This is a genomic window from Marinobacter changyiensis, from assembly GCF_009193265.1.
GTDB classification, from domain to species: Bacteria; Pseudomonadota; Gammaproteobacteria; order Pseudomonadales; family Oleiphilaceae; genus Marinobacter; species Marinobacter changyiensis.
Genome location: NZ_VZZZ01000005.1, coordinates 133,185 through 155,690, shown reverse-complemented (window position 1 = coordinate 155,690; position 22,506 = coordinate 133,185). Strand labels below are relative to the sequence as shown.

The following is a 22,506-nucleotide window of genomic DNA, read 5'->3' as shown; positions in this document are numbered from 1 at the left end:
ATAAACGTGGCAGTTTTAGGGGTGCTCTCATTACTCAATGCTTAGTGTGAACGGATATCATGTTGCATAAGTTTTTCGGTCTTCCAAGAGTCTACAAACGCCTTATTTCACTAGCGTCGGACAGCTTTTTCCTGCTGTTTGCCCTGTGGGCTGCCTTTACTCTTCGTTTCGAGCAGCAGTTCTGGGTGCCCAATTACGGGCAGCTGCTTGTGTCGGTTCTTACCGTTATATTTACGCTGGTTATTTTCATGCGGCTAGGCCTTTACCGAGCCGTTATCCGCTATCTCAGTGATAAAGCCTTTCTTACGATTATTTACGGTGTGGTCGCCTCCAGTACGATATTGATTGTGCTCGGCTATTTGCTTCAGGTTTTCGTGCCTCGGTCAGTTCCGGTGATCTATGGAGCGCTGGCGTTTATTTTTGTGGCTGGCACTCGCCTGAGTATCCGGATGCTGGTTAACCGGCCCCGACGCCGGGCAAAAGAAGCTGTCGCGATTATTGGTGCGGGTGAAACCGGGCGTCAGCTGGCGCTGGCACTGGATCAGGGTATGGAGTATGACCCGGTGATCTTCCTGACCTTTGACAAGAGCAACCACAAATCCCTGATCAATGGCGTGCCGGTGTTCAGTATTGAGCACATGGAAAAAAACCTGACCAAATTTCGTGTTCGCAGGCTATTGCTGGCGCTGGACCCGGATTCGAGGGTTAACCGCCGGGAGCTGCTGAAGCAGCTTGAACCGTTATCCATTCCTGTACAGACCGTCCCCTCCATGACCGAGCTGATAGCCGGGCAGGCCCGCATCAATGATATTCGGGATCTGGAACTGGAGGACCTCCTGGGGCGGGACCCGGTGCGTCCGGACAACGCCATGGTGGCGGCCAGTCTGTATGGCAAGGTGGTTATGGTGTCTGGCGCCGGAGGCTCTATTGGATCGGAACTCTGCAGGCAGATTATCCGCCATCGTCCGAAGGCTTTGGTGCTGTTTGAGCAATCCGAGTTTTCCCTCTACGCCATCGAGCGGGAGCTGATTTCCGTCAACAGGCTGGAAGATTTGGGGGTTGAGCTGCATCCTCTGCTGGGCAGTGTGACTCACCGTCGCCGCTGCATGGCCGTCATCCGTACCTTTGGCGTTCAGACGATCTACCATGCCGCGGCCTATAAGCATGTACCGCTGGTTGAGCTGAATGTTATCGAAGGCGTTCAGAACAACGTATTTGGTACCTGGCACATGGCAGAGGCGGCTGTTGCGGCCGGTGTCGAGCGCTTTGTGCTGATTTCCACGGATAAGGCAGTGCGACCCACCAATGTAATGGGTGCCAGTAAACGCCTGGCTGAACTGGTGCTGCAAGGTCTTGCCCAGCGCCAGACCCGTACCCGGTTTTCCATGGTGCGTTTTGGCAATGTGTTGGGCTCTTCCGGCTCGGTGGTGCCGCTGTTCCGGGATCAGATCCGTGATGGCGGGCCGGTAACGGTGACCCACCCGGATATCATCCGCTATTTCATGACCATTCCGGAAGCCAGCCAGCTGGTACTGCAGGCCGGCAGTATGGGACAGGGGGGTGACGTGTTTGTATTGAACATGGGGGAGCCGGTGAAAATCGCCGACCTGGCCCGCAAGATGATCCACCTGATGGGGCTGACCGAGAAAACCGAAGAAATTCCCGATGGCGATATCGAAATTACCTTCACGGGCCTGCGGCCGGGGGAGAAGCTGTTCGAAGAGCTGCTGATCGGAGATAACCCCCAGGGCACCGCCCACCCCCGCATAATGATGGCCCGGGAAGCCTCCATGGCCTGGGATGAAGTGGAGAGCCTGCTTGAACGGCTGACCCTGGCCAGCCACAACTTCGATTGCCGCCAGGTAGTGGACCTGTTGCGCAATGCCCCCACCGGTTACGCCCCCACCAGCGACATGGCCGACCTGGTCTGGTGCAATGGCTCAGTGGAAACCCAGCCACTGGTGACCGACGGCACTGGTGAAGGGGTGGTTCGCAGGTTGAATTCCTGAAGAACATCCTCGCGAGTTTGTCGCGTTGCTCGGTGATGGGTGGGATCGCGACTGAAGTCGCTCCTACAACTTCCAAGATCCGTGTTGCTCCTACAATAACCGCCAGCCTCCCTGTAGGAGCGACTTCAGTCGCGAAAAGTAACAAAAACAAATAAGCGTGCGGAGCCCTGGACTTACCCTGTTAAACAAGGATCGTTAAATATGATAACCATCAAACACCACGGTGCCACCTCCGGCGTCACTGGCTCCTGTCATGAATTGCTGGTTGGGGAGTCCGGCGTTCTGATTGATTGCGGCCTGTTCCAGGGCGAGGAAGAACGGAACGGCGCCGGGGCTGATAGCCTGGCTATTGATTTCCCCATAGATCATATTCGCGCTCTGGTTGTAACTCACGTCCACATCGACCACGTCGGACGCATTCCGTATTTGCTGGCGGCGGGCTTTGAGGGGCCGATAATCTGTTCCGAGCCGTCTGCCGTGATGTTGCCGGAGATTCTGGAGGACGCCCTGAAGATTGGCTTCACCAGGGACCGCGCACTGATTGAGCGGGTGTTGGGGCTGATCCGCTCCCGGGTGGTGCCGGTGCCTTATGGTCAGTGGCATTCGGTGTTCGGTGATTCAGCAGATAATGGCAAGTCGTCGCTGTCGGTACGCTTACAAAGAGCCGGGCACATTCTGGGGTCCGCTTATGTGGAATGTGAGGCTCAATCCGGTGGGGCTGTCGAGCGTATCGTATTCAGTGGAGACCTGGGTGCACCCCATGCGCCGCTGCTGCCCGAGCCGGCGCCTCCCGAGAGATGCGACCGCCTGGTGATCGAGAGCACGTACGGCGACAAAGACCACGAGGACCGCGAAACCCGCCGCCTGCGCCTGAAAGCCATCTTGGAACACGCTCTGGCCGATGGCGGCACCGTGCTCATCCCCGCTTTCAGCATTGGCCGGACCCAGGAGCTGCTCTACGAGATCGAGGGCATTATTCACGAATTCGGCCAGCTCCCTGAGGGTGTTGCGGGAGCGACTTCAGTCGCGAAAACTATTCCCGCAAATTCGGGCCCAAACGACGAATCAGCGGCAGCCCCTCTGGACTGGTCCAAACTTGAAATCGTGGTGGATTCGCCGCTGGCGGCGAACTTCACCCGGATATACGATCGGCTGAAACATTTCTGGGATGCCGAAGCGCTGGCGCGTGTTCAGCGTGGGCGGCATCCGTTGTCATTCGATCAGCTGACGGTGATTGATGATCACAAGGACCATCTGAATGCGGTAGAGTACCTGGCGCGCACTCATCGCCCTTGCGTGGTGCTGGCGGGATCGGGGATGTGTGCCGGGGGTCGGGTGGTCAACTATTTGAAGGCCATGCTGGATGAACCCCGCAACGATGTACTTTTTGTTGGCTATCAGGCGGCTGGCACGCCCGGGCGGGATATTCTTGAATATGGACCTCGCGGTGGCTGGGTCATGCTGGATAATGAGCGTTATGATATCGGCGCCCGCATTCATCAGGTCGGCGGCTATTCGGCCCATGCGGGGCAGTCAGACCTGGTTCGCTTTGTAACGGGTATGGCCGAGGCTCCTGGTGAAATTCGCATAGTCCATGGGGACGTGGGCGCCAAGCAGGCCTTGAAAAAGTGCTTTGACGAAACGGTATCCTCCCGTGTGTTGATACCTCAATGAAACGATCATTCAGCGCCGCAGATGAATGAATAGCAATGCATCTGACCATTTAAATGCGTGATAATCCGCACAGATTTATGACAGCCTTTGATCATTGAGTATACAAAGGCTGCTATTCACAGAAAGGGAATCCGTTAAATGAAGAATATTGCCGTAGTTGGCCTGGGGTATGTTGGGCTGCCGCTCGCTGCAGCGTTTGGTGAAAAACGCTCGGTGGTCGGTTTTGATATTAATGTAAAGCGTATAGCAGAACTCAAGCAGGGTTTTGATTTTACCCGTGAGGTATCAACAGCGGAAATGGCTCTGTCCACGGGGTTGTCGTTTACCGACAACCTGGAAGAAATTCGTGAATGCCAGTTTTATATCGTGACGGTACCGACTCCCATTGATGAGTTTAAAACCCCGGATCTGACACCGCTGGTCAAGGCGAGTGAGACTATAGGAAAAGTGCTTAAAGCCGGTGATATCGTTATTTATGAATCCACGGTTTATCCCGGTGCAACCGAAGAAGTCTGTGTGCCCATTCTTGAGAAAATCTCGGGGCTGAAGTTCAACCAGGATTTTTACGCCGGTTACAGCCCGGAGCGTATTAACCCGGGGGACAAGGAGCACCGGGTTACTTCCATTAAAAAAGTGACGTCCGGTTCCACCCCCGCCATCGCTGATGAAATAGATGCTTTATATGCGGGTATTATCACCGCAGGTACCCATAAAGCGAGCTCGATAAAAGTGGCAGAAGCGGCCAAGGTTATTGAAAACACCCAGCGGGATGTGAATATCGCCCTGATGAATGAGTTATCAATGATCTTCGCCCGACTGGGTATCGATACTCACGAAGTTCTTGCCGCTGCGGGCACTAAATGGAACTTCCTGCCTTTCAAACCAGGCCTGGTTGGCGGGCATTGTATCGGTGTCGACCCCTATTACCTGACGCATAAAGCCCAGGCGGTGGGTTACCACCCGGAAATGATTCTGGCCGGCCGGCGTGTGAACGATAATATGGGCGCTTATGCGTCATCAGAACTGATAAAAGCGATGATCAAATCGGGCCAGAAAATTGCGAATGCCCGGGTTCTTATCATGGGGCTTACGTTCAAGGAAAATTGTCCCGATTTGAGAAATACCCGGGTGGTGGATGTTATCCGGGAGCTGAGAGAATTTGGATGTGATGTGGTCGTGACCGATTGCTGGGCGGATAACGCCGAAGCACAACATGAATATGGTTTGACGTTAATCGACAAGCCGGAGAAGGGCGGGTACGAAGCCGTGGTTATTGCGGTACCACACCGTGAATACGCAGAAATGACCCCGGCGGAATTCAGGGATTTCCTGAAGCCTCAGGGCGTGCTTTTTGACTTGAAAGGAATATTGCCGTTGGGAGACGCAGATTTGCGTTTGTAGTTGAGTAATGGTTATTTATTGTGCGCCCGTTGATATGATTTGGTAAAAGTGGGGGCAGCGGTGTTGGCTCGGTAAAAAGGACAGTCGTTAATGCGCCTGTCCTTTTTTATTGTCCGCTATCTTGTTTAGTCTTGTTAATTAAAATTGCGATATAAAAACCATTGTTTTATCATTCCGTTCAGCCAGATACTTGATGAGCCCCCTTTTTTATTTATGCCAACCGGGGCATCTTATTCTCGCTTTCATTTTCTCGATGCTTTAATTGATCAAAGGTAATATCCATGGCGAAGATTAACGATTACTATCAAAAAAAACAGCTTATGGAAAAGCTCACCGAAGAACTGCATCAGCTTGAGCAGGACAATTCTCTGAAGCGAGAACTGGAGTTTGAAGAAAAAGTTCGCAAACTGATGAAAGAGTATGACAAGTCGTCCAAAGACGTATTGCAGGTTCTGGGAGCGATTGACCCATCTATCAGTGGCGCCAAAGCAGACAGCACCGTAGGCACCCGACCAAAGCGCCCCCTGAAAACCTACAAAAACCCGAACACCGGTGAAATTGTCAAAACCCGCGGCGGTAATCACAAAACCCTGAATGAGTGGCGCGAAAAGCACGGCAAGGAAACAGTCCAAAGCTGGCAGCTAGACTAAGCCTCTCTATATATTGTAGGAGCGGTTTCAACCGCGAAGTCTTCGAATGACCAGGTCCTTCCCTTGTAGGAGCGGTTTTAACCGCGAAATCTCTGCAAGGCCGAGACCCTTTTCGCGACTGAAGTCGCTCCTACAATAATTGCCACTTGCTTTGGTGTCCGGTTTCATCAGACCACTACAACTTGCGCTGGTGTCCGCTTTCATCGGACCATTACACTCAGGTCCTTCCCTTGTAGGAGCGGTTTCAACCGCGAAATCTCTGCAAGGCCGATGCCCCTTTCGCGACTGAAGTCGCTTCTACAATGTATCCGAGACCGCCTTCCCAAAATATTTGCCGGCGTGTTATGTTTTGTTTACGGGTGATTAAAGGAATTCTCATTCTCTTTCGGTTAAAATCTTCGAAACGCATAACCAAGGACGATCTTGATGCTCGCAGTTATTTTATCCGGTGGGTCCGGTACCCGTTTGTGGCCGCTGTCCCGTGAAACTTATCCCAAGCAGTTTCTGCCTGTGGTTTCTGATGAGACGTTGCTGGCGGAGACGATCAATCGCGGCCTGGCGTTGAGTGATGATGCCAGGGTGATGGCCATTACCAACGAAGACCATCGTTTCGTGGTAGCCGCTCACCTGCAGGCCCAGGCTTCAGGTCGCACAGCGGGTATCATCCTTGAGCCTGTGGGTCGCAACACCGCGCCTGCTATTGCGCTGGCTGCCCTGGCGGCGGCTGAGGTTAATCCGGAAGAGCTGTTATTGGTGATGCCTTCGGACCACGTACTGCGCAATCTGGACGCTTTTCGTGCGGCGGTAGACGTCGGAGCCAAGGCGGCCAAGGTCGGCAAACTGGTGACTTTTGGCGTCGTTCCCTCCTCTCCCCATACCGGTTACGGTTATATTCGCGGTGGCACCAGCCAAGGTGGTTATTCCGACGTAGCAGCGTTCGTTGAAAAACCGGACGAGGCCACGGCCCAGAGGTATCTCGACGAAGGCGACTACTTCTGGAACAGCGGCATGTTCCTGTTCCGGGCGGACCGGTATCTGCAGGAACTGGAGAGCCACCAGCCACTGATGCTGGCAGCTTGCCGCAAGGCGTTCAGCGAGAAGAAGGCGGACCTGGATTTTGTGCGGGTAGGGCGCGAGGCTTTTGAAGCCTGCCCGGATGACTCCATCGACTACGCGGTTATGGAAAAAACCCGTGACGCTGTAGTGGTGCCTCTCGATGCGGGCTGGAGTGATGTGGGCTCCTGGTCCGCGCTCTGGGAAATACAGCCCCAGGACGAGAATGGCAACGTGTGCCGGGGTGATGTCATCACCGAAGACGTTCATGGCTGTTATATCCACTCTGAGGGCCGCCTGATTGCAGCCCTTGGGGTCAGCGACCATATTATTGTCGAGACCGACGATGTGGTGCTGGTGGCCGACCGGTCGCGGGTGCAGGAAGTTAAGAAGCTGGTGGCCCAGGTGAAGGCCCAGGGTCGTCAGGAACATCGGTTTCACAAGAAGGTTCACCGGCCCTGGGGCACCTACGAAGGCATCGCCTTGAGCGAACGCTTCCAGGTTAAACGTATTGTAGTGAATCCCGGCGGGACCCTGTCTCTGCAGAAGCACCATCATCGCGCCGAGCACTGGGTCGTAGTCAAAGGCACCGCGATGGTGACCCGTGGCGAGAGTGAGACGTTGCTCACCGAGGACCAGTCCACCTACATTCCGCTGGGCGTGACCCACCGGCTGGCGAATCCCGGTGTGATTCCGCTGGAACTGATTGAAGTCCAGACCGGCAGCTATCTGGGCGAGGATGATATTGTCCGGTTCCAGGATACCTATAACCGGGTGTGAGTCCGTTTTAACGGTTTTGAATAAACGATAATGGGGCCGCCAGGAAGGTGGCTCCATAGGAAACTGACAGGGAGATGTTATGGAAGACTGGCAAGGATGCCTCAGCCCCTTATGCCAAACCGCGCTTCAGCAGGCCAAAAAGCATGTGCTGGATCGGGGCGGCCTCGCAATCACCGTAGAAGACTTTTTGCTGGCATTGATAGACAGCGACGTGTCGATCACCTCGTTTCTTCGTCGCCGTGGCGTGGATATTGATGAGCTGACCCGCACGGTGCAGTGTGAGCAGCCCATCGTGACCGCCGTAAACGGCGAAGGCCTGTTGTCTTCCCAGATCCAGTACTGGTTTGCCACCGCAAACGAACTCTCCCATACGCCCTGGATCGACTGGCCGTTGCTGCTGAAAACCCTGGTTAATGATGCCGACCGACTGGCCGGTAAGGCCTATGTGGCCGTGCTGGAGCAAGTGGGTCACTGGCCGTTTGATGAAGTGCTGGAGCCGGGTGAGGAGGAGGTCCCGACCGCGCAGGTTCCCGTGCCTGTGGTGGTCACCGACGCGTCCTGGCTGCAGCTGGCAGAGGATGTGGCAGTTACCCTGGCGGCCCGGCCCCGGGCCATGATTTGGCTCACCGGCCCGACAGGTAGCGGTAAAACCAGCTGGTTGCAATCCCTTACGGGGCTGTTAGATCAGGGCTTCATCATGCTGGATCTGCGGCGGGAGGCGGACATCATGGCCTCTGGCCTGTGCGCTTACCCGGGTGCGAATGGCGCCGCACGGCAACCGGTGTTGATCCTCGACAACATGTCCCCGGCGGATCTCGCCTTGCTCATGGCCGATGGCCAGAGCGTCGCCAGCCAACTGCTCCCGGCCCACGAGGGCGCTATTCTGTTACTCAGTGAGGGCGAGAGCAATAATGGTGTCGACGAGCTGGAATGCCGGACCGGGCGACGCCTGACGACGATTGTCATGCCGCCGGCGAACAGCTTTCAGAACCTGGCGATTCTGTCGGCTCATCAGTCAGTCATTGAACACCAGTGGCAGGTTGAACTCCCGCTAACGGCCCTGAGATTTGCCAGTTCCGCGGCCGGTTGCGTAGGCGTGAACAGGGAGCGGGTACTCACTCCGGGCCAGGTGATCGGGTGGGTGTCCCAGGCCGCAGCACGGGTTGCCCTGGTTGCGGAGCGAGGGCTGGTGCAAAGCCAGCGCCTGGCAGCGGAGATGGAAACCCTGCAACGACAGCTGCTGGTCGCCATGGCCCGTAAGCAACTCACCGGGGAGCTCGAGAAGGCCATCGAGCAGGCCGCCATGGAGCGGGCCGCAACCGAAGTAAGCTGGCATGAACGCCGCGAAGCAGGCACCCTGCGACAGGTGACGGTGGATGATTTAAAATACGAACTCACACGTTGACGCCCTTACACAAAACGCCGGGAGATGCACCGAGTGCAGGATTTGGAAATTTATATTCGTGACCTTAAAGCCAACAGCCTTTCAGAGTGGCTGAAAGCCCATCTTGAAGAATTGTCTCTGGCTGACGAGGTGGTATCTGGCAAGGCGGTTGTGGGGGCAGGGCGATATCATGGGGAACAGGTAAAAATCAGCGTCTATCCGGGCGCCTTTGGTAAGCGTTTTACCTGCCTGATACTGGAAGGCGCGCACTTACCCTGGTCAACCGACCTCGACGCCGCCCGCAGCGCCTGGCGCGCCATGGAAACAGAAATCCGATGCAGCCCGGGTGATTGGAAAGAAGGTGATCCGGTAGAAGAAGACAAATGGTGGCGCCTGGATGAGCGCGGAGAGCAGAGAGTGGTCTGGAACTAGCCGGAAAGATTCGCGACTGAAGCCGTTCCTACATCACCCAACAGGCCCCTGTAGGAACGACTTCAACCGCGAAAAGTCCATGCCAACCCAAAGTCAGAGGCGCCTTGGTAGGAGCGGTTTCAACCGCGAAATTCCCCCAGCCACCCCAAAGTCTGGGATGCTGGAGCAATTCCAACCACAATTCAGTCACTCAAAATGGACACATTATCCGCCTGCAGACCCTTATCGGCCTCCACCACGGTAAACCGGACCAACTGGCCCTGACGCAACACCCGACGCCCACGGCCACGAATCGCGCGGAAATGTACGAATACTTCATCACCACTGTCACGGACAATAAAACCGAAGCCTTTCTTGACGTTGAACCACTTCACGGTGCCTTCTTCATCACCTTCCGGGCTGTCGTCGTCGTAGTCAGCGTCACCTTCGTCATCATAAAACTCGTCGCTCTGAGCCGGTGCGGCCTGAGCCTGGCGCCGAGGAGCGTTGGCGGAAGCTGGCGCGGATACGGACGCTTTGCGTTGGGTAAAGGCATAGGTCAGAAAACCGGCAATAGCGAACAGAACGAAGGTAATAACATAGGCGGCAATGCCCTGGGCGCTGCCAAGAACATAGGTTGTGCTGCCGCCCTGATCACTTGAGCCGGACTGGGAAAGCGCCAGGAAAACTTCGGGGGTGAAATTCACCAACAAAAAACCAAGGATAAAAGGTGCGGGAATTGCGATCAGAATGGCTAAAAGGATCGCTTTAGCTGGATTACGCATTGACGAGGTACTCTCCATAAATCGACAAAAAACAATAAAAACCGTGTATCAGGTAAACTTGGAGAATCAAAAAGCTGCCCTGGCTACACGGTCGATGAAAACCGCCTTATCGTCCGCATAAGCGAAAGAGCCGGCGGCGCAAAAGCGGCATGATACCAGATAACCCCAAACACTGACCAAGGAACCTCTTCCCAATCTGGCAAGAGGTTGAAAAGCGCCATGAATAAAGACCGTATAGAAGCACGGCTGGACGAGCTGGAAACCCGGCTGGCCTTTCAGGACGACACCATCAACGCCCTGAATCACCAAGTAGCCCAGCAGGAGCTGGACATCCGCAAGCTCTGGGAGGCCAAACAACACCTCAACAAGCAACTCTCGGAGATCTCACCCTCCAATATCCGAAGCGAAGAAGAGGAAGGCCCGCCGCCGCATTATTGAAAGAGGAAATAAGTGCTCAATGAAGGAGCGACTTCAGTCGCGAATCGGTGCGAGGCCGCGGGCATTTTTCGCGGTTGAAACCGCTCCTACAATGGGAATTTCAATTTTGACCTGGGGTATTTTTTACGCCAACAACTCCGCCAACATTTGCTCATAGATCGCGGACAGGGTGTCGAGGTCTTCGGCTTTTACGCATTCGTCGATTTTGTGGATGGTGGCGTTGATGGGGCCGAGTTCGACGACCTGGGCGCCGGTGGGGGCTATGAAACGTCCGTCGGAGGTGCCGCCGGAGGTGGAGAGTTCGGTGTCGCGGCCGGTGACGGCTTTGATGGCGGTTTGGGCGGCGTCTACCAAGGCGCCCCGGTCAGTGAGGAAGGGTTCGCCGCTCAGGTGCCACTGGAGGTCGTATTTGACGCCGTGGTTGTCCAGGATGTCCAGCACGCGGGCTTTCAGGGTGTCGGCGGTGTTCTCGGTGCAGTAGCGGAAGTTGAAGTGCACCAGCATTTCCCCGGGGATCACGTTGCTGCCGGTGCCGGCTTCGACCCGGGTGATCTGGAAGGTGGTGGCAGGGAAGAAAGTGTTGCCCTCATCCCAGTGCTCGCTGGTCAGCGCGGTCAGTGCAGGCGCGGCAGTGTGAACGGGGTTTTCCGCCAGGTGGGGGTAGGCCACGTGACCCTGGATGCCCTTCACTGTCAGATAGCCGTGCAGGGAACCCCGGCGGCCATTCTTGATGACATCACCCACATGATGGGTACTGGACGGCTCGCCGATCAGGCACCAGTCCATTTTCTCATTGCGGGCTTCCAGTGCTTCCACCACTTTGACCGTGCCGCTGTGGGCCGGGCCTTCTTCATCGCTGGTAATCAACAGTGCGATAGAGCCCTTGTGGTCCGGGTGCCTGGCCACAAACCGCTCACAGGCGGTGACGAAGGCCGCCAGGCTGCCTTTCATGTCGGCGGCGCCGCGGCCAAACAGGTAACCCTCGCGAATGGCGGCTTCAAACGGCGGGTGCGACCAGTTGTTCTCCGGGCCGGTGGGCACCACGTCGGTGTGCCCCGCAAACGCCAGTACCGGGCCTGCCTTGCCCCTACGTGCCCACAGGTTGTCGACATCGCCAAAACGCATGGACTCGCCGATGAATCCGAGCGGCTCCAGGCGCGACATCATCAAGGCCTGGCAGCCCTCGTCATCCGGCGTTACCGAGCGGCGCTGGATCAGGTCAATGGCGAGGTCGAGGGTGGGGGAGTTGGGCATGGGGTTATCCAGATAGCGGAATGTTTGGTCTGCGCCTTCCCTGGCGCAGCGGGCTTTTCTATTGGGGAGTGCCTGATCAGTTGTTAGCGTGCAACTGCTCGTTCAGCTCGATGGCGGTGCGATTGGTCTTGCACTCCACGGCGCCGGTCTGGGAATTACGGCGGAACAGCAAGTCCGGTTTGCCGGCCAGGTCACGGGCCTTGACGATTTCCACCAGCGCGTTCTTATCATCGAGCAGCGCGACTTTGGTGCCGGCGGTGATGTACAGGCCCGCTTCGACGGTGCTGCGATCCCCAAGCGGGATACCAATGCCGGAGTTGGCGCCGATCAGGCAGTTTTCGCCCACGGAAATGATGATGTTGCCGCCGCCGGAGAGCGTGCCCATGGTGGAGCAGCCGCCACCCAGATCAGAACCCTGGCCAACCATAACGCCCGCCGAGATGCGGCCTTCGATCATGCTGGTGCCCTCGGTGCCGGCGTTGAAGTTGATGAAGCCTTCATGCATGACGGTGGTGCCTTCGCCCACGTAGGCGCCAAGACGGACCCGGGCAGTGTCGGCGATCCGAACGCCCTTGGGCACCACGTAGTCGGTCATCTGGGGGAACTTGTCGACTGATTTCACTTCAAGGAGGCGGCCTTCAAGGCGTGCCTGCAGCTGGCGGCCTGCAAGCTCGTTGAGGTCGATCGCGCCCTCGTTGGTCCAGGCCAGATTCGGCAGCTGGCCAAAGATGCCATCCAGTTTCAAACCGTGGGGTTTCGCCATGCGATGGGAAATCAGATGAAGTTTAAGATAAACCTCGGGTGTGCTGGAGGCGGTATCGTCGGTCTCCAACAGTGTCACCACGACCGGGCGATGGCTGCCTGCCGCCTGCTTGGCGAGCCTGGCCTGATCATGCTGGCCGCATTGCTCGAAGGCGTCAGCCAGCTCGGACAGTTGCGCCGCGGTGGCCTGGATCGCCTGATTGCCGCCTGAGTATTCCAGAACCTTGCGGGCTGCCTCTGCCAGGCTCGCATCGGGCATCAGCACCGGCTGCTGGTAATACACTTCCAGCCATTCGCCCTGATTGTTCTGGGTTCCGATACCGATTCCGAATGCAAAGCTCATAGCTGGGGTTGCTCCTCAATAGTTAGATAGATAATGGTCTGTCTGAAAAATAAAATGGTTTGCGGCGGACCGTGTCAGAAACGCCCGGCCCACTCGTCAGCGTTGAAGCCGACCAGCACGTCATTGCCCAGTTCCACCACCGGCCGTTTGATCATGGACGGGTTAGCAAGCATGGCGTCATGGGCTGACCGGGCGCTGATGTTATCACGAACCTCGTTCGGCAATTTACGCCAGCTGGTGCCGCGGCGGTTGATTAACCCTTCCCAGCCGACCGCCTGCTCCCAACGTTCGAGCAATTCAGGGCTCAGGCCGTCTTTTTTGAAATCGTGGAATTCATAGGCGACGCCAGACTCATCCAGCCACTTGCGGGCTTTTTTCACGGTGTCGCAGTTCCTGATGCCGTAAAGTTTCATGCCTGATTAAACCCTTTTACAAAGGTCACGATGCGGTGTGCCGCCTCGACACACTCCTCCAGCGGTGCCACCAGGGCCATCCGTACCCGGTTCTCACCCGGATTGTAGCCGTCAACGGTACGGGAGAGATAACGGCCCGGGAGCACGTGGACATTCTGCTGCGCCGACAATTCCTTGGCGAAGGTTTCATCATCCAGGCCCGGGGTTTCCGGCCAGAGATAAAAACCTGCGTCCGGAAAGTCCACCTTCATGACCCGCTGCAGGATGGGAACGACGGCTTCGAATTTTGCCCGGTAGGCGACCCGGTTTTCACGCACGTGGTCTTCGTCCTGCCAGGCGGCAATGCTGGCCAGCTGGTGTTGAACCGGCATGGCGGAGCCGTGGTAGGTCCGATAGCGCAGGTAGTCTTTCAGAATGCCGGCATCTCCGGCCACAAAGCCGGAACGCATGCCTGGCAAGTTACTGCGCTTGGAGAGGCTGTGAAAGACGATGCAGCGGGCGTAGTCGTCCCTGCCAAGGGCGGCGCAGGCTTGCAGCAGGCCCTCTGGCGGGTGGCTTTCGTCCGGGTAAAGTTCCGAATAGCACTCGTCTGAGGCCACCACGAAATTGTACCGGTCGGCGAGCTCAATCACCTGGGCCAGCACCTCACGGGGAATAACCGCTCCGCTGGGATTGCCGGGGGAGCAGAGAAACAGAATCTGGCACTCTTGCCATACCGACGCCGGCACTGCGCCAAAATCCGGAATAAAACCGTTGCTGCCATCGCAGGCCAGATAGTGAGGCGTCGCACCGGCGAGCAGAGCGGCACCCTCGTAGATCTGGTAAAACGGATTGGGGCTCACCACGGTCGCGGGCTTGCTGCTGTCTATCACCGATTGGACCAGCGAGAAAATGCCTTCACGGGTGCCGTTCACAGGCACGACATGGGCTTGCGGCGTCAGTGTGCCCGCCGTCAGCTGGAAGCGCCGTGTCGCCCAGTCGGCAATAGCCTGTCGCAGCTCGGGAATGCCGCCGGTGGTGGGATAATTGGACAGTCGGTCGAGATTATCCGCAATCACCTGTTTGACAAATTCCGGTGCCGGATGTTTTGGCTCACCAATGCCTAATGAAATCGCTGACAGGTGTGAGGGCGGCACCACCTCTTTTTTGAGTTTGGCGAGTTTCTCAAACGGATAAGGGTGAAGACGGGACAGATTGGGGTTCATTGGGTGTCGTCCAGCATGGTACACAAATTCTGTTGCAGGGCCTGGCAGATCGCCGGGTCACTGATCGCGTTGCCGTGCTCGTCCGTCACAAAGAAGACGTCTTCCACGCGCTCGCCGAGGGTGGCGATTTTGGCATTGGTCAGTTTGACCCGGTGCTCCAGTAATACCCGTCCAACCCGCGCCAGCAGACCGGGCCGGTCCGGGGTAATGACCTCGATAACGGTACGCTGGTTGAAGGTGTCGTTGGAGAGCGTCACCTCGGTCGGGAAGGCAAAATGCTTGAGCTGCCTGGGCGTGCGCCGATGAATAATGTCCGGATAATCATTCGGGTCATCCAGCTCCTCAATCAGCCGTTTCCGCACGCGTTCTTTGCGCGCCGGGTCGTTGCCCAGAGGCTGGCCCTGTTCATCCAGCACCACATACGCACTGATGGAATAGGGGCCTTCGCTGGAACTGATGCGGGCATCGACGATGTTCAGGTTCAGTTGCTCCAGTACGGCCGTGGTGGCGGCGAACAGTGCTACCCGGTCTTTGACATAGATAATGATCTGGGAATAGCCGTCGGTCGGCCCGCCTTTGGTGTCGCGGATCAGTACCAGGGGGTCCGGATCATCGCCATGGCGGATGATCGCGGCCGTCTGCCAGGCGATATCGACGGTGGAATCCTGCAGGAAGTATTCCTCGTCCAGGGTGTCCCACAGGTGATCAATCTGCTCGTCGGACATGTTCTGGGCGTGCAGGATTTCCCGGGCTTCGGACTGGGTCGCGCGGACCCATTCCTGGCGATCCACGGGGGTCTCGGTGCCCCGACGCAGCGCCAGTTTGGTCTCAATGTAAAGCTGCCTCAGCAGAGAGGCGCGCCAGGTGTTCCAGAGCTTGGGGTTGGTGGCGCTGATGTCGCACACGGTCATCACATAGAGATAATCCAGGTGCACCTGGCTGGGTACGGCGCGGGCAAACCCGTTGATAATGTCCGGGTCTGAAATGTCCTTGCGCTGGGCGGTCATGGACATCAGCAGGTGGTTTTCCACCAGCCAGGCGATCAGCTGGGTATCCCGTGCACTCAGGTGGTGGCGCTTGCAAAATTCTATCGCGTCAACCGCGCCCAGCTCCGAGTGGTCACCCCCGCGGCCCTTGGCGATATCGTGATAAAGACCGGCGATGTACAGCACTTCCAGTTTTGGCAGCCTGTGAACCAGGCGGGAAGCGAGCGGGCAGTCCTTGCGGGCTTCCGGTCTGCCAAGTCGCACCATGTTCCGGATGACCCTCAGGGTGTGGGCATCGACGGTGTAGATGTGGAACAGGTCGTACTGCATCTGACCGATGATGTCGCCGAACTCTGGCAGGTAGCGACCCAGCACGCTGTACTTCTTCATGTGGGACAGGGTCTGGTCCAGCTCATGGGGTGTTTTCAGCAGCTCCATGAACAGGGAGGTGACCGCCAGGTCGGAGCGGAAGGCGTCATCGATCAGGTGCCGGTGTGCCCGCAGTGAACGGATGGTGGTCGCCCGAATACCCTTGATTTCCGGGTGCTGGGCCATCAGCACAAAAATTTCCAGGATGGCGTAGGGCGCGTAGGCGAACACCTGATTATTGACCGCCTCGATGTAGTTGTTGCGGGTCTGGAAGCGCTTGTTCAGGGGCCGGATAACTTCCTGGCCCTCGGTGTCCAGGATGGCCTCGTCGTAATACTGGAGAATCACGTCGGCCAGCTCGGCCAGGGACAGTACGGTGCGGTAATAAGCCTGCATCATCAGCTCAACACCGAGACGTTTGCCTTCATCCCGGTAGCCCAGCATTTCGGCCAGAGCCCGCTGGTGATCGAACAGCAGCCGGTTTTCATTGCGGTCGGCAATCAGCTGCAGCCCGTAGCGAAGCTGCCAGAGAAAGGTCTCGCCCTGAAACAGAATCTGGTATTCCTCTTCCGTCAGGATGCTGAAACGGGTGAGATCGGCGATGCTTTGCAGGCCAAAGTGGCGCTTGGTAATCCAGCCGATGGTCTGGATGTCTCTCAATGCGCCGGGGGACCCTTTGACGTTGGGTTCCAGATTGTATTCGGTGTCGCCGTACTTCTGATGCCGCCGTTTCTGTTCTTCACGCTTGGCAATAAAGTAGTCGCGGTCAGAGCTGACGTCGTCTTCGTAGACATCCTCGCTCAGGGTTGCCCGGAGTTCATCAGGGCCTGCAATGGTGCGTGTTTCCAGCAGGTTGGTGAGAATGGTGACGTCGTCTCGGGCGGCTTGTTTGCTCTCTTCGATGCTGCGCACGCTGTGCCCGATGTCGAGTCTCAAATCCCATAGCAGGGTGACAAAGGCACTCAGGTCTTCCTGCCAGGCTTCGCGCACGCCGTCCCGGGTCAGGATCAGCAGGTCGATGTCGGAATGGGGATGCAGTTCCCCGCGACCGTAACCGCCCACTGCGATCAGCGAGATATCGCCGGATTCTGCAAACGGGTAGCGGCACCAGATCAAACGCAACACCTGATCCACCGTATCCGCCCTGTGACGGACCAGCTCCCGAACGTCCGCTCCGTTCCTGAAAGCCTCTGCATCGGTATTGTAGGCCTCCCGCAGCAGTTCCCTGGCCGCAACCACGGGGGATGGTTCACTGCGAATACGGGATTCCAGGGCGGCTTGAGTCACTTAAAACGCTTCTTCTGTACGTTTTGTCAGTACTTCGTAACCGTCTGCGGTGACCAGAATGGTGTGTTCCCACTGGGCGGATAGTTTGTGGTCCTTGGTCACCACGGTCCAGTCGTCCGGCAGCAGTTTGCAGTCTTTTTTGCCCTGGTTGATCATCGGCTCGATGGTGAAGGTCATGCCTTCTTTGAGCTCCAGCCCGGTGCCGGGGCGACCGTAATGCATGACCTGGGGCTCCTCATGGAACACCCGGCCAATGCCGTGGCCGCAATATTCCCGGACCACGGAATATCGGTTCTTTTCGGCGTGCTGCTGGATGACATGGCCGATATCCCCCAGGCGGGCACCGGGCCTGACCAACTCGATGCCTTTATAGAGGCATTCCTGGGTGATGCGTACCAGGCGCTCCGCAGCGATCTTGGGCTCGCCGACAAAAAACATCTTGCTGGTATCGCCGTGGAACTCATCTTTTATGACGGTCACATCGATATTGAGAATGTCGCCGTTTTTGAGGATTTTCTTGTCACTGGGGATGCCGTGGCAGATCACATGGTTCACGGACGTACAGATCGACTTCGGGAACCCTTTATAGTTTAACGGGGCCGGAATGGCCTCCTGGACATTGACGATGTACTCGTGACAGATCCGGTCGAGCTCTTCGGTGGTCACGCCGGGCTTGACGTGCTCGCCAATCATCTCGAGCACCTCAGAGGCCAGCCGGCCCGCTACGCGCATTTTTTCGATCTCTTCCGGGGTCTTAATCGATACCTGCATGGGAAATCCCGTTAACTTGAATCAGTCGCTCATTTTAGGGGGCGGGCGGCTGAGGTACAAGGACCAACTCGGTCGGGCCTACCGTTAGCCGACCAAGATGTTCAGGCCAAAAAATCTGGCGCTCCCGGCTGCAAATATGGTATAAACGCGCCCGCCGAGCGGTGATCTTCCGGTCACACTCAGGCAAATTCGCACACGCGTCGACACGTTGTTCCAGGGTGCCTGGCTTCCATTGCAGTGGAGAAAGGTTTGGGCAATTGGACGTGTGGAGGACTAACCCGAAGCTAACAAGGTAAATATCATGGCTCAGGTAAATATGCGTGACCTGCTCAAGGCAGGTGCTCACTTCGGTCACCAGACCCGTTACTGGAACCCGAAAATGTCGAAGTTCATCTTCGGCTCCCGCAACAAGATTCACATCATCAACCTTGAACAGACCGTTCCTGCGTTTAACGAAGCGCTGGATTTTGTTCAGAAGCTGGCTAACAGCAAGAACAAGGTTCTCTTCGTCGGCACCAAACGTGCAGCAGCGAAGGTTATCAAGGAAGAAGCAGACCGTGCTGGCCAGCCTTATGTAAACCACCGCTGGTTGGGTGGCATGCTGACCAACTACAAGACCATTCGTCAGTCTATCCGTCGTTACCGTGAGCTGGAAACCCAGAGCCAGGACGGTACCTTCGACAAGCTGACCAAGAAAGAAGCTCTCGAGCGTACCCGTGAAATGGACAAGCTTGAGCGCAGCATTGGCGGTATCAAGGATATGGGCGGCCTGCCTGACGCACTGTTCGTGATCGACGTTGACCACGAGCGGATTGCGATCAAGGAAGCCAACAAGCTGGGCATCCCGGTTATCGGCATTGTCGATACCAACAGTGATCCGGACGGCGTTGATTACGTCATTCCGGGCAATGACGATGCTATCCGTGCGATCCAGATCTACGTGAAAGCCGTTGCCGACACCTGCATTGAAGCATCAACTGCCGGCACCGGCGCGGATGAATTCGTTGAAGTCAGCGAAGACGTTGCGGGTGCAGCGCCTGCAGCCGAATAAGGCCTGCGGCTTTACACTGCATTGAGCGTTGTTTGCTGATTCTGTTTCAGCGCCAGAGAGGGGGCTCAGGGGTATTCTCCGGTCCCCCTTTCTTTAAGCAGACAATCATTAAAGGTTGTACCGGCATCGCGCCGGTGCAGATTCCGGATTTCTGAAATAAGAGGATTGAACATGGCTGCAATTACCGCTGCAATGGTCAAAGAGCTGCGTGAGCGTACCGGTCTTGGCATGATGGAGTGCAAAAAAGCACTGGTCGAGAGCGAGGGCGATGTCGACGCAGCAATCGAGAACATGCGTAAGTCTTCCGGCCTCAAGGCTGCCAAGAAAGCAGGCCGTACCGCTGCGGAAGGCGTTGCCCTGGTGAAAGTGTCTGACGACAACACCCGTGCGTTCATTCTTGAAGTGAACTCCGAAACCGACTTCGTGGCCCGTGACGATAACTTCCTGGATTTCGTGCGCGAAGTGCTGGACACAGCCTTTGCCAATGACGAAACCGACGTTGCCAAGCTGATGGCCGGTGACCTTGAGAGCAAGCGGGAAGCCCTGGTCCAGAAGATTGGCGAAAACGTCACCGTGCGTCGTGTCGTCAAGGTTGAAGGCGCCGTGGTTGATGGCTACGTGCACAGCAACAACAAGATCGCTGCCGTGGTCGCCCTGACCGCCGGGGATTCTGAAGTTGCCCGTGATATCGCCATGCACGTCGCCGCGGTTAACCCGCGCGTTGCCCGTGGCGAAGACATGCCCCAGGACGAAGTCGAGCAGGAAAAGGACATCATCCGTGCCCAGCCCGACATGGCAGGCAAGCCGGCAGAAATTGTCGAGAAGATGATGGCCGGCCGGATTGGCAAGTTCCTGAAGGAAAACAGCCTGGTTGACCAGCCGTTCGTCAAAAACCCGGAGCAGACCGTTGGTGCTCTGGTCAAGAGCAACGGCGGCGAGCTGTCCAGCTTCGTGCGCATTGAAGTGGGCGAAGGTATTGAAAGGGAAACAGTGGATTTTGCGGCCGAGGTTGCAGCAGCAGCTGGCTCCAGCAAGTCCTGATGTTCCTGATTGGCTGGCAGGGCATCACTGCCTGGCAGCCAATATTGTCTGCCACGTGAGTCGGGATCTCCCGGCCCTCGTGGCGGGCTCGTATCTGAGATAGCCTTTTTGCCGTCAACCGGCCGAGAGGGATGTCAGATACCGGCCCGGCCTGTCGGAGAGAGGTTTTCCCCGCCCGGTCTGCCCACTGAGTCATTGTCCGTCAGGACACCATGAACAAAGGGGACGCAGCATCATGGCAAAGCAGTCAGGCACCCAGCCCAGATACAAACGTGTTTTGCTCAAACTCAGCGGTGAAGCGCTGATGGGGGACCACGATTTCGGAATTGACCCCAAAGTACTCGACCGGATGGCGCTTGAAATCGGCGCCTTGATCGGTATTGGCGTGCAGGTCGGCCTGGTGATCGGCGGCGGCAACCTGTTCCGGGGTGCCGCCCTGAATGCCGCTGGCATGGACCGGGTGACAGGGGACCACATGGGCATGCTGGCGACTGTCATGAATGGCCTGGCCATGCGGGATGCCCTGGAGCGGTGCAATATCCGCACCAGCGTCATGTCGGCGATTCCCATGAGTGGTGTGGTTGAGCATTATGACCGGCGCCGGGCCTTGCGTGATCTGAAAGACGGCGATGTGGTTATTTTCTGCGCGGGCACCGGCAATCCGTTTTTTACCACCGATTCTGCGGCCTGCCTTCGCGGCATTGAAATCGAAGCAGACGTGGTACTGAAGGCAACCAAGGTGGACGGTGTATACTCTGCGGATCCGGTGAAAGATCCGTCGGCTCAAAAATACGAGCGCCTGACCTACGATGAAGTGCTGGACAAGAAGCTGGGCGTGATGGATCTGACCGCAATATGCCTGTGTCGTGACCAGAGCATGCCGGTACGCGTATTCAATATGAACAAACCCGGCGTTTTGACCCGAATCGTAGTGGGTGAAAACGAAGGAACCCTGATTGAGGGTGGCGACAACCCCGAGAGCTGAGGCGCAAAGTGGCGCCCGGCAGCAACGCTTAGTGAAAGAATCGAGGATATTGAAGTGATTGACGACATCAAGGCAGACACCGAAAAGAAAATGAAGAAAAGCCTGGAAGCCCTGGCCTCGGCTTTCAACAAAATCCGCACCGGTCGGGCGCATCCGTCCATTCTTGACAGCGTTATGGTCAATTATTACGGCCAGGATACGCCGCTCAAGCAGGTTGCCAGTGTGAATGTTGAAGATAACCGCACTCTGGCCGTGTCCGCCTGGGAGCGGAATCTGATGCCGGCTATTGAAAAAGCCATCATGGCGTCCGACCTGGGTCTGAACCCCTCCAACAACGGCGACATTATTCGTATTTCGATGCCCATGCTGACGGAAGAAACCCGTAAAGACATGGTCAAACAGGCGCGCGCTGATGCCGAACATGGCAAGGTCAGCGTACGCAATGCCCGTCGTGACGCCAACAGTGACGTTAAAGATCTGCTGAAAGAGAAAGAGATCACTGAAGACGACGAGCGCAGCGCAGAGAGCGATATCCAGAAACTGACGGATCGCTACATTGCCGAAATCGACAAAATGCTCAAAGCCAAAGAAGAGGACCTGATGGAGGTATAACCTCTCAGGTTGCTTTCGTTTATACATCAGCCGGTGGTTGCAAGTGTACAGGCTGATCAGGGGATGGCATGACGGAAAGTGTATCCGCCGAGGTGCCGGTTAGCGCAGATAACCGGCCCAGGCACGTAGCGATTATCATGGATGGCAATAACCGTTGGGCCAAGGCCCGCCGTTTGGCAGGTGTTGCCGGTCACAAGGCGGGTGTTAATTCGGTGCGGGCGGTGGTGGAGACCTGTGCCCGCGAGGGTGTCGAGGTGCTGACACTGTTCGCATTTTCCAGTGAAAACTGGCGCCGCCCGAAAGAAGAAGTATCCGCCTTGATGCGGTTGTTTATGTTCGCCCTGGAACGCGAGGTCAAGAAACTCCACCGGAACAACATCCGGCTGCGAATCATTGGCGACCGCTCGGCGTTCAGCCCCACCCTGCAGGACCGCATGGCACAGGCCGAAGAACTGACCCGCCACAACACGCTTATGACGCTGGTTATTGCGGCCAACTACGGTGGTCAATGGGACATTACCCAGGCGACACGCCAGGTTGCGGCCAAGGTTCAGGCGGGCGTGCTGACGCCGTCGGATATTACCGACGCAACCTTGCAGGCCCATCTCTCGATCAGTGACCTCCCGATGCCGGACCTGATGATCCGAACGGCCGGTGAGCAGCGCGTCAGCAATTTCATGTTATGGCATCTGGCGTATACCGAGCTGTATTTTTCCGACATTTACTGGCCGGATTTCCGCGAACCGCAAATGCTTGAGGCATTGCGGGCTTATGCCGGTCGACAGCGACGATTTGGTCAGACCGACGATCAGATCCAGAGCCGACGCGCCCAACAATAACGA

At 56.8% G+C, this 22,506-nt stretch carries 20 protein-coding genes; 13 read left to right on the top strand and 7 right to left on the bottom strand.

Annotation, left to right across the window (positions count from 1 at the left end; translation table 11 throughout):
• Positions 1-59 precede the first annotated feature (59 nt).
• The 7 genes from F6Y09_RS14170 (at position 60) to F6Y09_RS14140 (ending at position 9,383) form a co-directional block, all read left to right on the top strand.
• On the top strand, positions 60-2,009 hold the full coding sequence (locus F6Y09_RS14170; RefSeq protein WP_152207589.1) for a nucleoside-diphosphate sugar epimerase/dehydratase: 1,950 nt from the start codon (positions 60-62) through the stop codon (positions 2,007-2,009).
• A 201-nt stretch (positions 2,010-2,210) separates the two neighbouring features.
• Entirely contained in the window at positions 2,211-3,683 is a 1,473-nt protein-coding gene (locus tag F6Y09_RS14165; RefSeq protein WP_152207588.1) for an MBL fold metallo-hydrolase RNA specificity domain-containing protein, read from the top strand.
• A gap of 138 nt (positions 3,684-3,821) precedes the next feature.
• Positions 3,822-5,084, top strand: a complete 1,263-nt coding sequence (gene tviB / locus F6Y09_RS14160) for a Vi polysaccharide biosynthesis UDP-N-acetylglucosamine C-6 dehydrogenase TviB (protein WP_152207587.1) — start codon at positions 3,822-3,824, stop codon at positions 5,082-5,084.
• A 281-nt stretch (positions 5,085-5,365) separates the two neighbouring features.
• Positions 5,366-5,734 (top strand): histone-like nucleoid-structuring protein, MvaT/MvaU family, encoded by a 369-nt coding sequence (locus F6Y09_RS14155; RefSeq protein ID WP_152207586.1) that lies wholly within the window; start codon positions 5,366-5,368, stop codon positions 5,732-5,734.
• 426 nt (positions 5,735-6,160) lie between these two features.
• Entirely contained in the window at positions 6,161-7,567 is a 1,407-nt protein-coding gene (locus F6Y09_RS14150) for a mannose-1-phosphate guanylyltransferase/mannose-6-phosphate isomerase (RefSeq protein WP_152207585.1), read from the top strand.
• Between the two features lie 79 nt (positions 7,568-7,646).
• Positions 7,647-8,972, top strand: coding sequence for a hypothetical protein (locus F6Y09_RS14145; RefSeq protein WP_152207584.1), 1,326 nt, complete (start codon positions 7,647-7,649; stop codon positions 8,970-8,972).
• Between the two features lie 33 nt (positions 8,973-9,005).
• Positions 9,006-9,383, top strand: coding sequence for a hypothetical protein (locus tag F6Y09_RS14140; RefSeq protein ID WP_152207583.1), 378 nt, complete (start codon positions 9,006-9,008; stop codon positions 9,381-9,383).
• A gap of 182 nt (positions 9,384-9,565) precedes the next feature.
• Here the strand turns inward: F6Y09_RS14140 and F6Y09_RS20710 are convergent, their stop codons facing one another.
• Positions 9,566-10,147 carry a cold-shock protein gene (locus F6Y09_RS20710; protein WP_152207582.1) on the bottom strand — a complete coding sequence of 194 codons (582 nt, stop codon included), beginning with the start codon at positions 10,145-10,147 and terminating at the stop codon, positions 9,566-9,568.
• Between the two features lie 219 nt (positions 10,148-10,366).
• On the opposite strand from F6Y09_RS20710, the gene F6Y09_RS14130 reads away from it, so the two are divergent.
• Positions 10,367-10,585: a SlyX family protein gene (locus F6Y09_RS14130; protein WP_152207581.1), complete on the top strand. Its 219-nt coding sequence runs from the start codon at positions 10,367-10,369 to the stop codon at positions 10,583-10,585.
• 123 nt (positions 10,586-10,708) lie between these two features.
• Here the strand turns inward: F6Y09_RS14130 and dapE are convergent, their stop codons facing one another.
• The 6 genes from dapE to map form a co-directional block, all read right to left on the bottom strand.
• The gene (dapE, locus tag F6Y09_RS14125) at positions 10,709-11,839 is read right to left on the bottom strand and encodes a succinyl-diaminopimelate desuccinylase (protein ID WP_152207580.1); all 1,131 of its coding nucleotides are present in this window, start codon (positions 11,837-11,839) and stop codon (positions 10,709-10,711) included.
• A 76-nt stretch (positions 11,840-11,915) separates the two neighbouring features.
• Positions 11,916-12,944 (bottom strand): 2,3,4,5-tetrahydropyridine-2,6-dicarboxylate N-succinyltransferase, encoded by a 1,029-nt coding sequence (dapD, locus tag F6Y09_RS14120; RefSeq protein ID WP_152207579.1) that lies wholly within the window; start codon positions 12,942-12,944, stop codon positions 11,916-11,918.
• A 74-nt stretch (positions 12,945-13,018) separates the two neighbouring features.
• Positions 13,019-13,357 carry an ArsC family reductase gene (locus F6Y09_RS14115; RefSeq protein WP_152207578.1) on the bottom strand — a complete coding sequence of 113 codons (339 nt, stop codon included), beginning with the start codon at positions 13,355-13,357 and terminating at the stop codon, positions 13,019-13,021.
• Positions 13,354-14,562, bottom strand: a complete 1,209-nt coding sequence (gene dapC / locus F6Y09_RS14110; RefSeq protein WP_152207577.1) for a succinyldiaminopimelate transaminase — start codon at positions 14,560-14,562, stop codon at positions 13,354-13,356. The genes F6Y09_RS14115 and dapC overlap by 4 nt, the downstream gene beginning before the upstream one ends.
• The gene (locus F6Y09_RS14105; protein ID WP_152207576.1) at positions 14,559-17,204 is read right to left on the bottom strand and encodes a [protein-PII] uridylyltransferase; all 2,646 of its coding nucleotides are present in this window, start codon (positions 17,202-17,204) and stop codon (positions 14,559-14,561) included. Before F6Y09_RS14105 ends, dapC begins: the two co-directional genes overlap by 4 nt.
• Positions 17,205-17,975 carry a type I methionyl aminopeptidase gene (map, locus tag F6Y09_RS14100; RefSeq protein ID WP_152207575.1) on the bottom strand — a complete coding sequence of 257 codons (771 nt, stop codon included), beginning with the start codon at positions 17,973-17,975 and terminating at the stop codon, positions 17,205-17,207.
• A gap of 301 nt (positions 17,976-18,276) precedes the next feature.
• On the opposite strand from map, the gene rpsB reads away from it, so the two are divergent.
• The 5 genes from rpsB (at position 18,277) to uppS (ending at position 22,503) form a co-directional block, all read left to right on the top strand.
• Positions 18,277-19,026 (top strand): 30S ribosomal protein S2, encoded by a 750-nt coding sequence (rpsB, locus tag F6Y09_RS14095; protein ID WP_152207574.1) that lies wholly within the window; start codon positions 18,277-18,279, stop codon positions 19,024-19,026.
• Positions 19,027-19,197: 171 nt separating this feature from the next.
• The gene (tsf, locus tag F6Y09_RS14090) at positions 19,198-20,067 is read left to right on the top strand and encodes a translation elongation factor Ts (RefSeq protein ID WP_152207573.1); all 870 of its coding nucleotides are present in this window, start codon (positions 19,198-19,200) and stop codon (positions 20,065-20,067) included.
• A gap of 235 nt (positions 20,068-20,302) precedes the next feature.
• Positions 20,303-21,052 (top strand): UMP kinase, encoded by a 750-nt coding sequence (gene pyrH, locus F6Y09_RS14085; RefSeq protein WP_152207572.1) that lies wholly within the window; start codon positions 20,303-20,305, stop codon positions 21,050-21,052.
• 54 nt (positions 21,053-21,106) lie between these two features.
• A complete protein-coding gene (frr, locus tag F6Y09_RS14080) occupies positions 21,107-21,664 on the top strand; it encodes a ribosome recycling factor (protein WP_152207571.1) in 558 nt (185 codons plus the stop codon).
• A gap of 68 nt (positions 21,665-21,732) precedes the next feature.
• Positions 21,733-22,503: a polyprenyl diphosphate synthase gene (uppS, locus tag F6Y09_RS14075; protein ID WP_152207570.1), complete on the top strand. Its 771-nt coding sequence runs from the start codon at positions 21,733-21,735 to the stop codon at positions 22,501-22,503.
• The last annotated feature ends 3 nt before the right edge of the window (positions 22,504-22,506 follow it).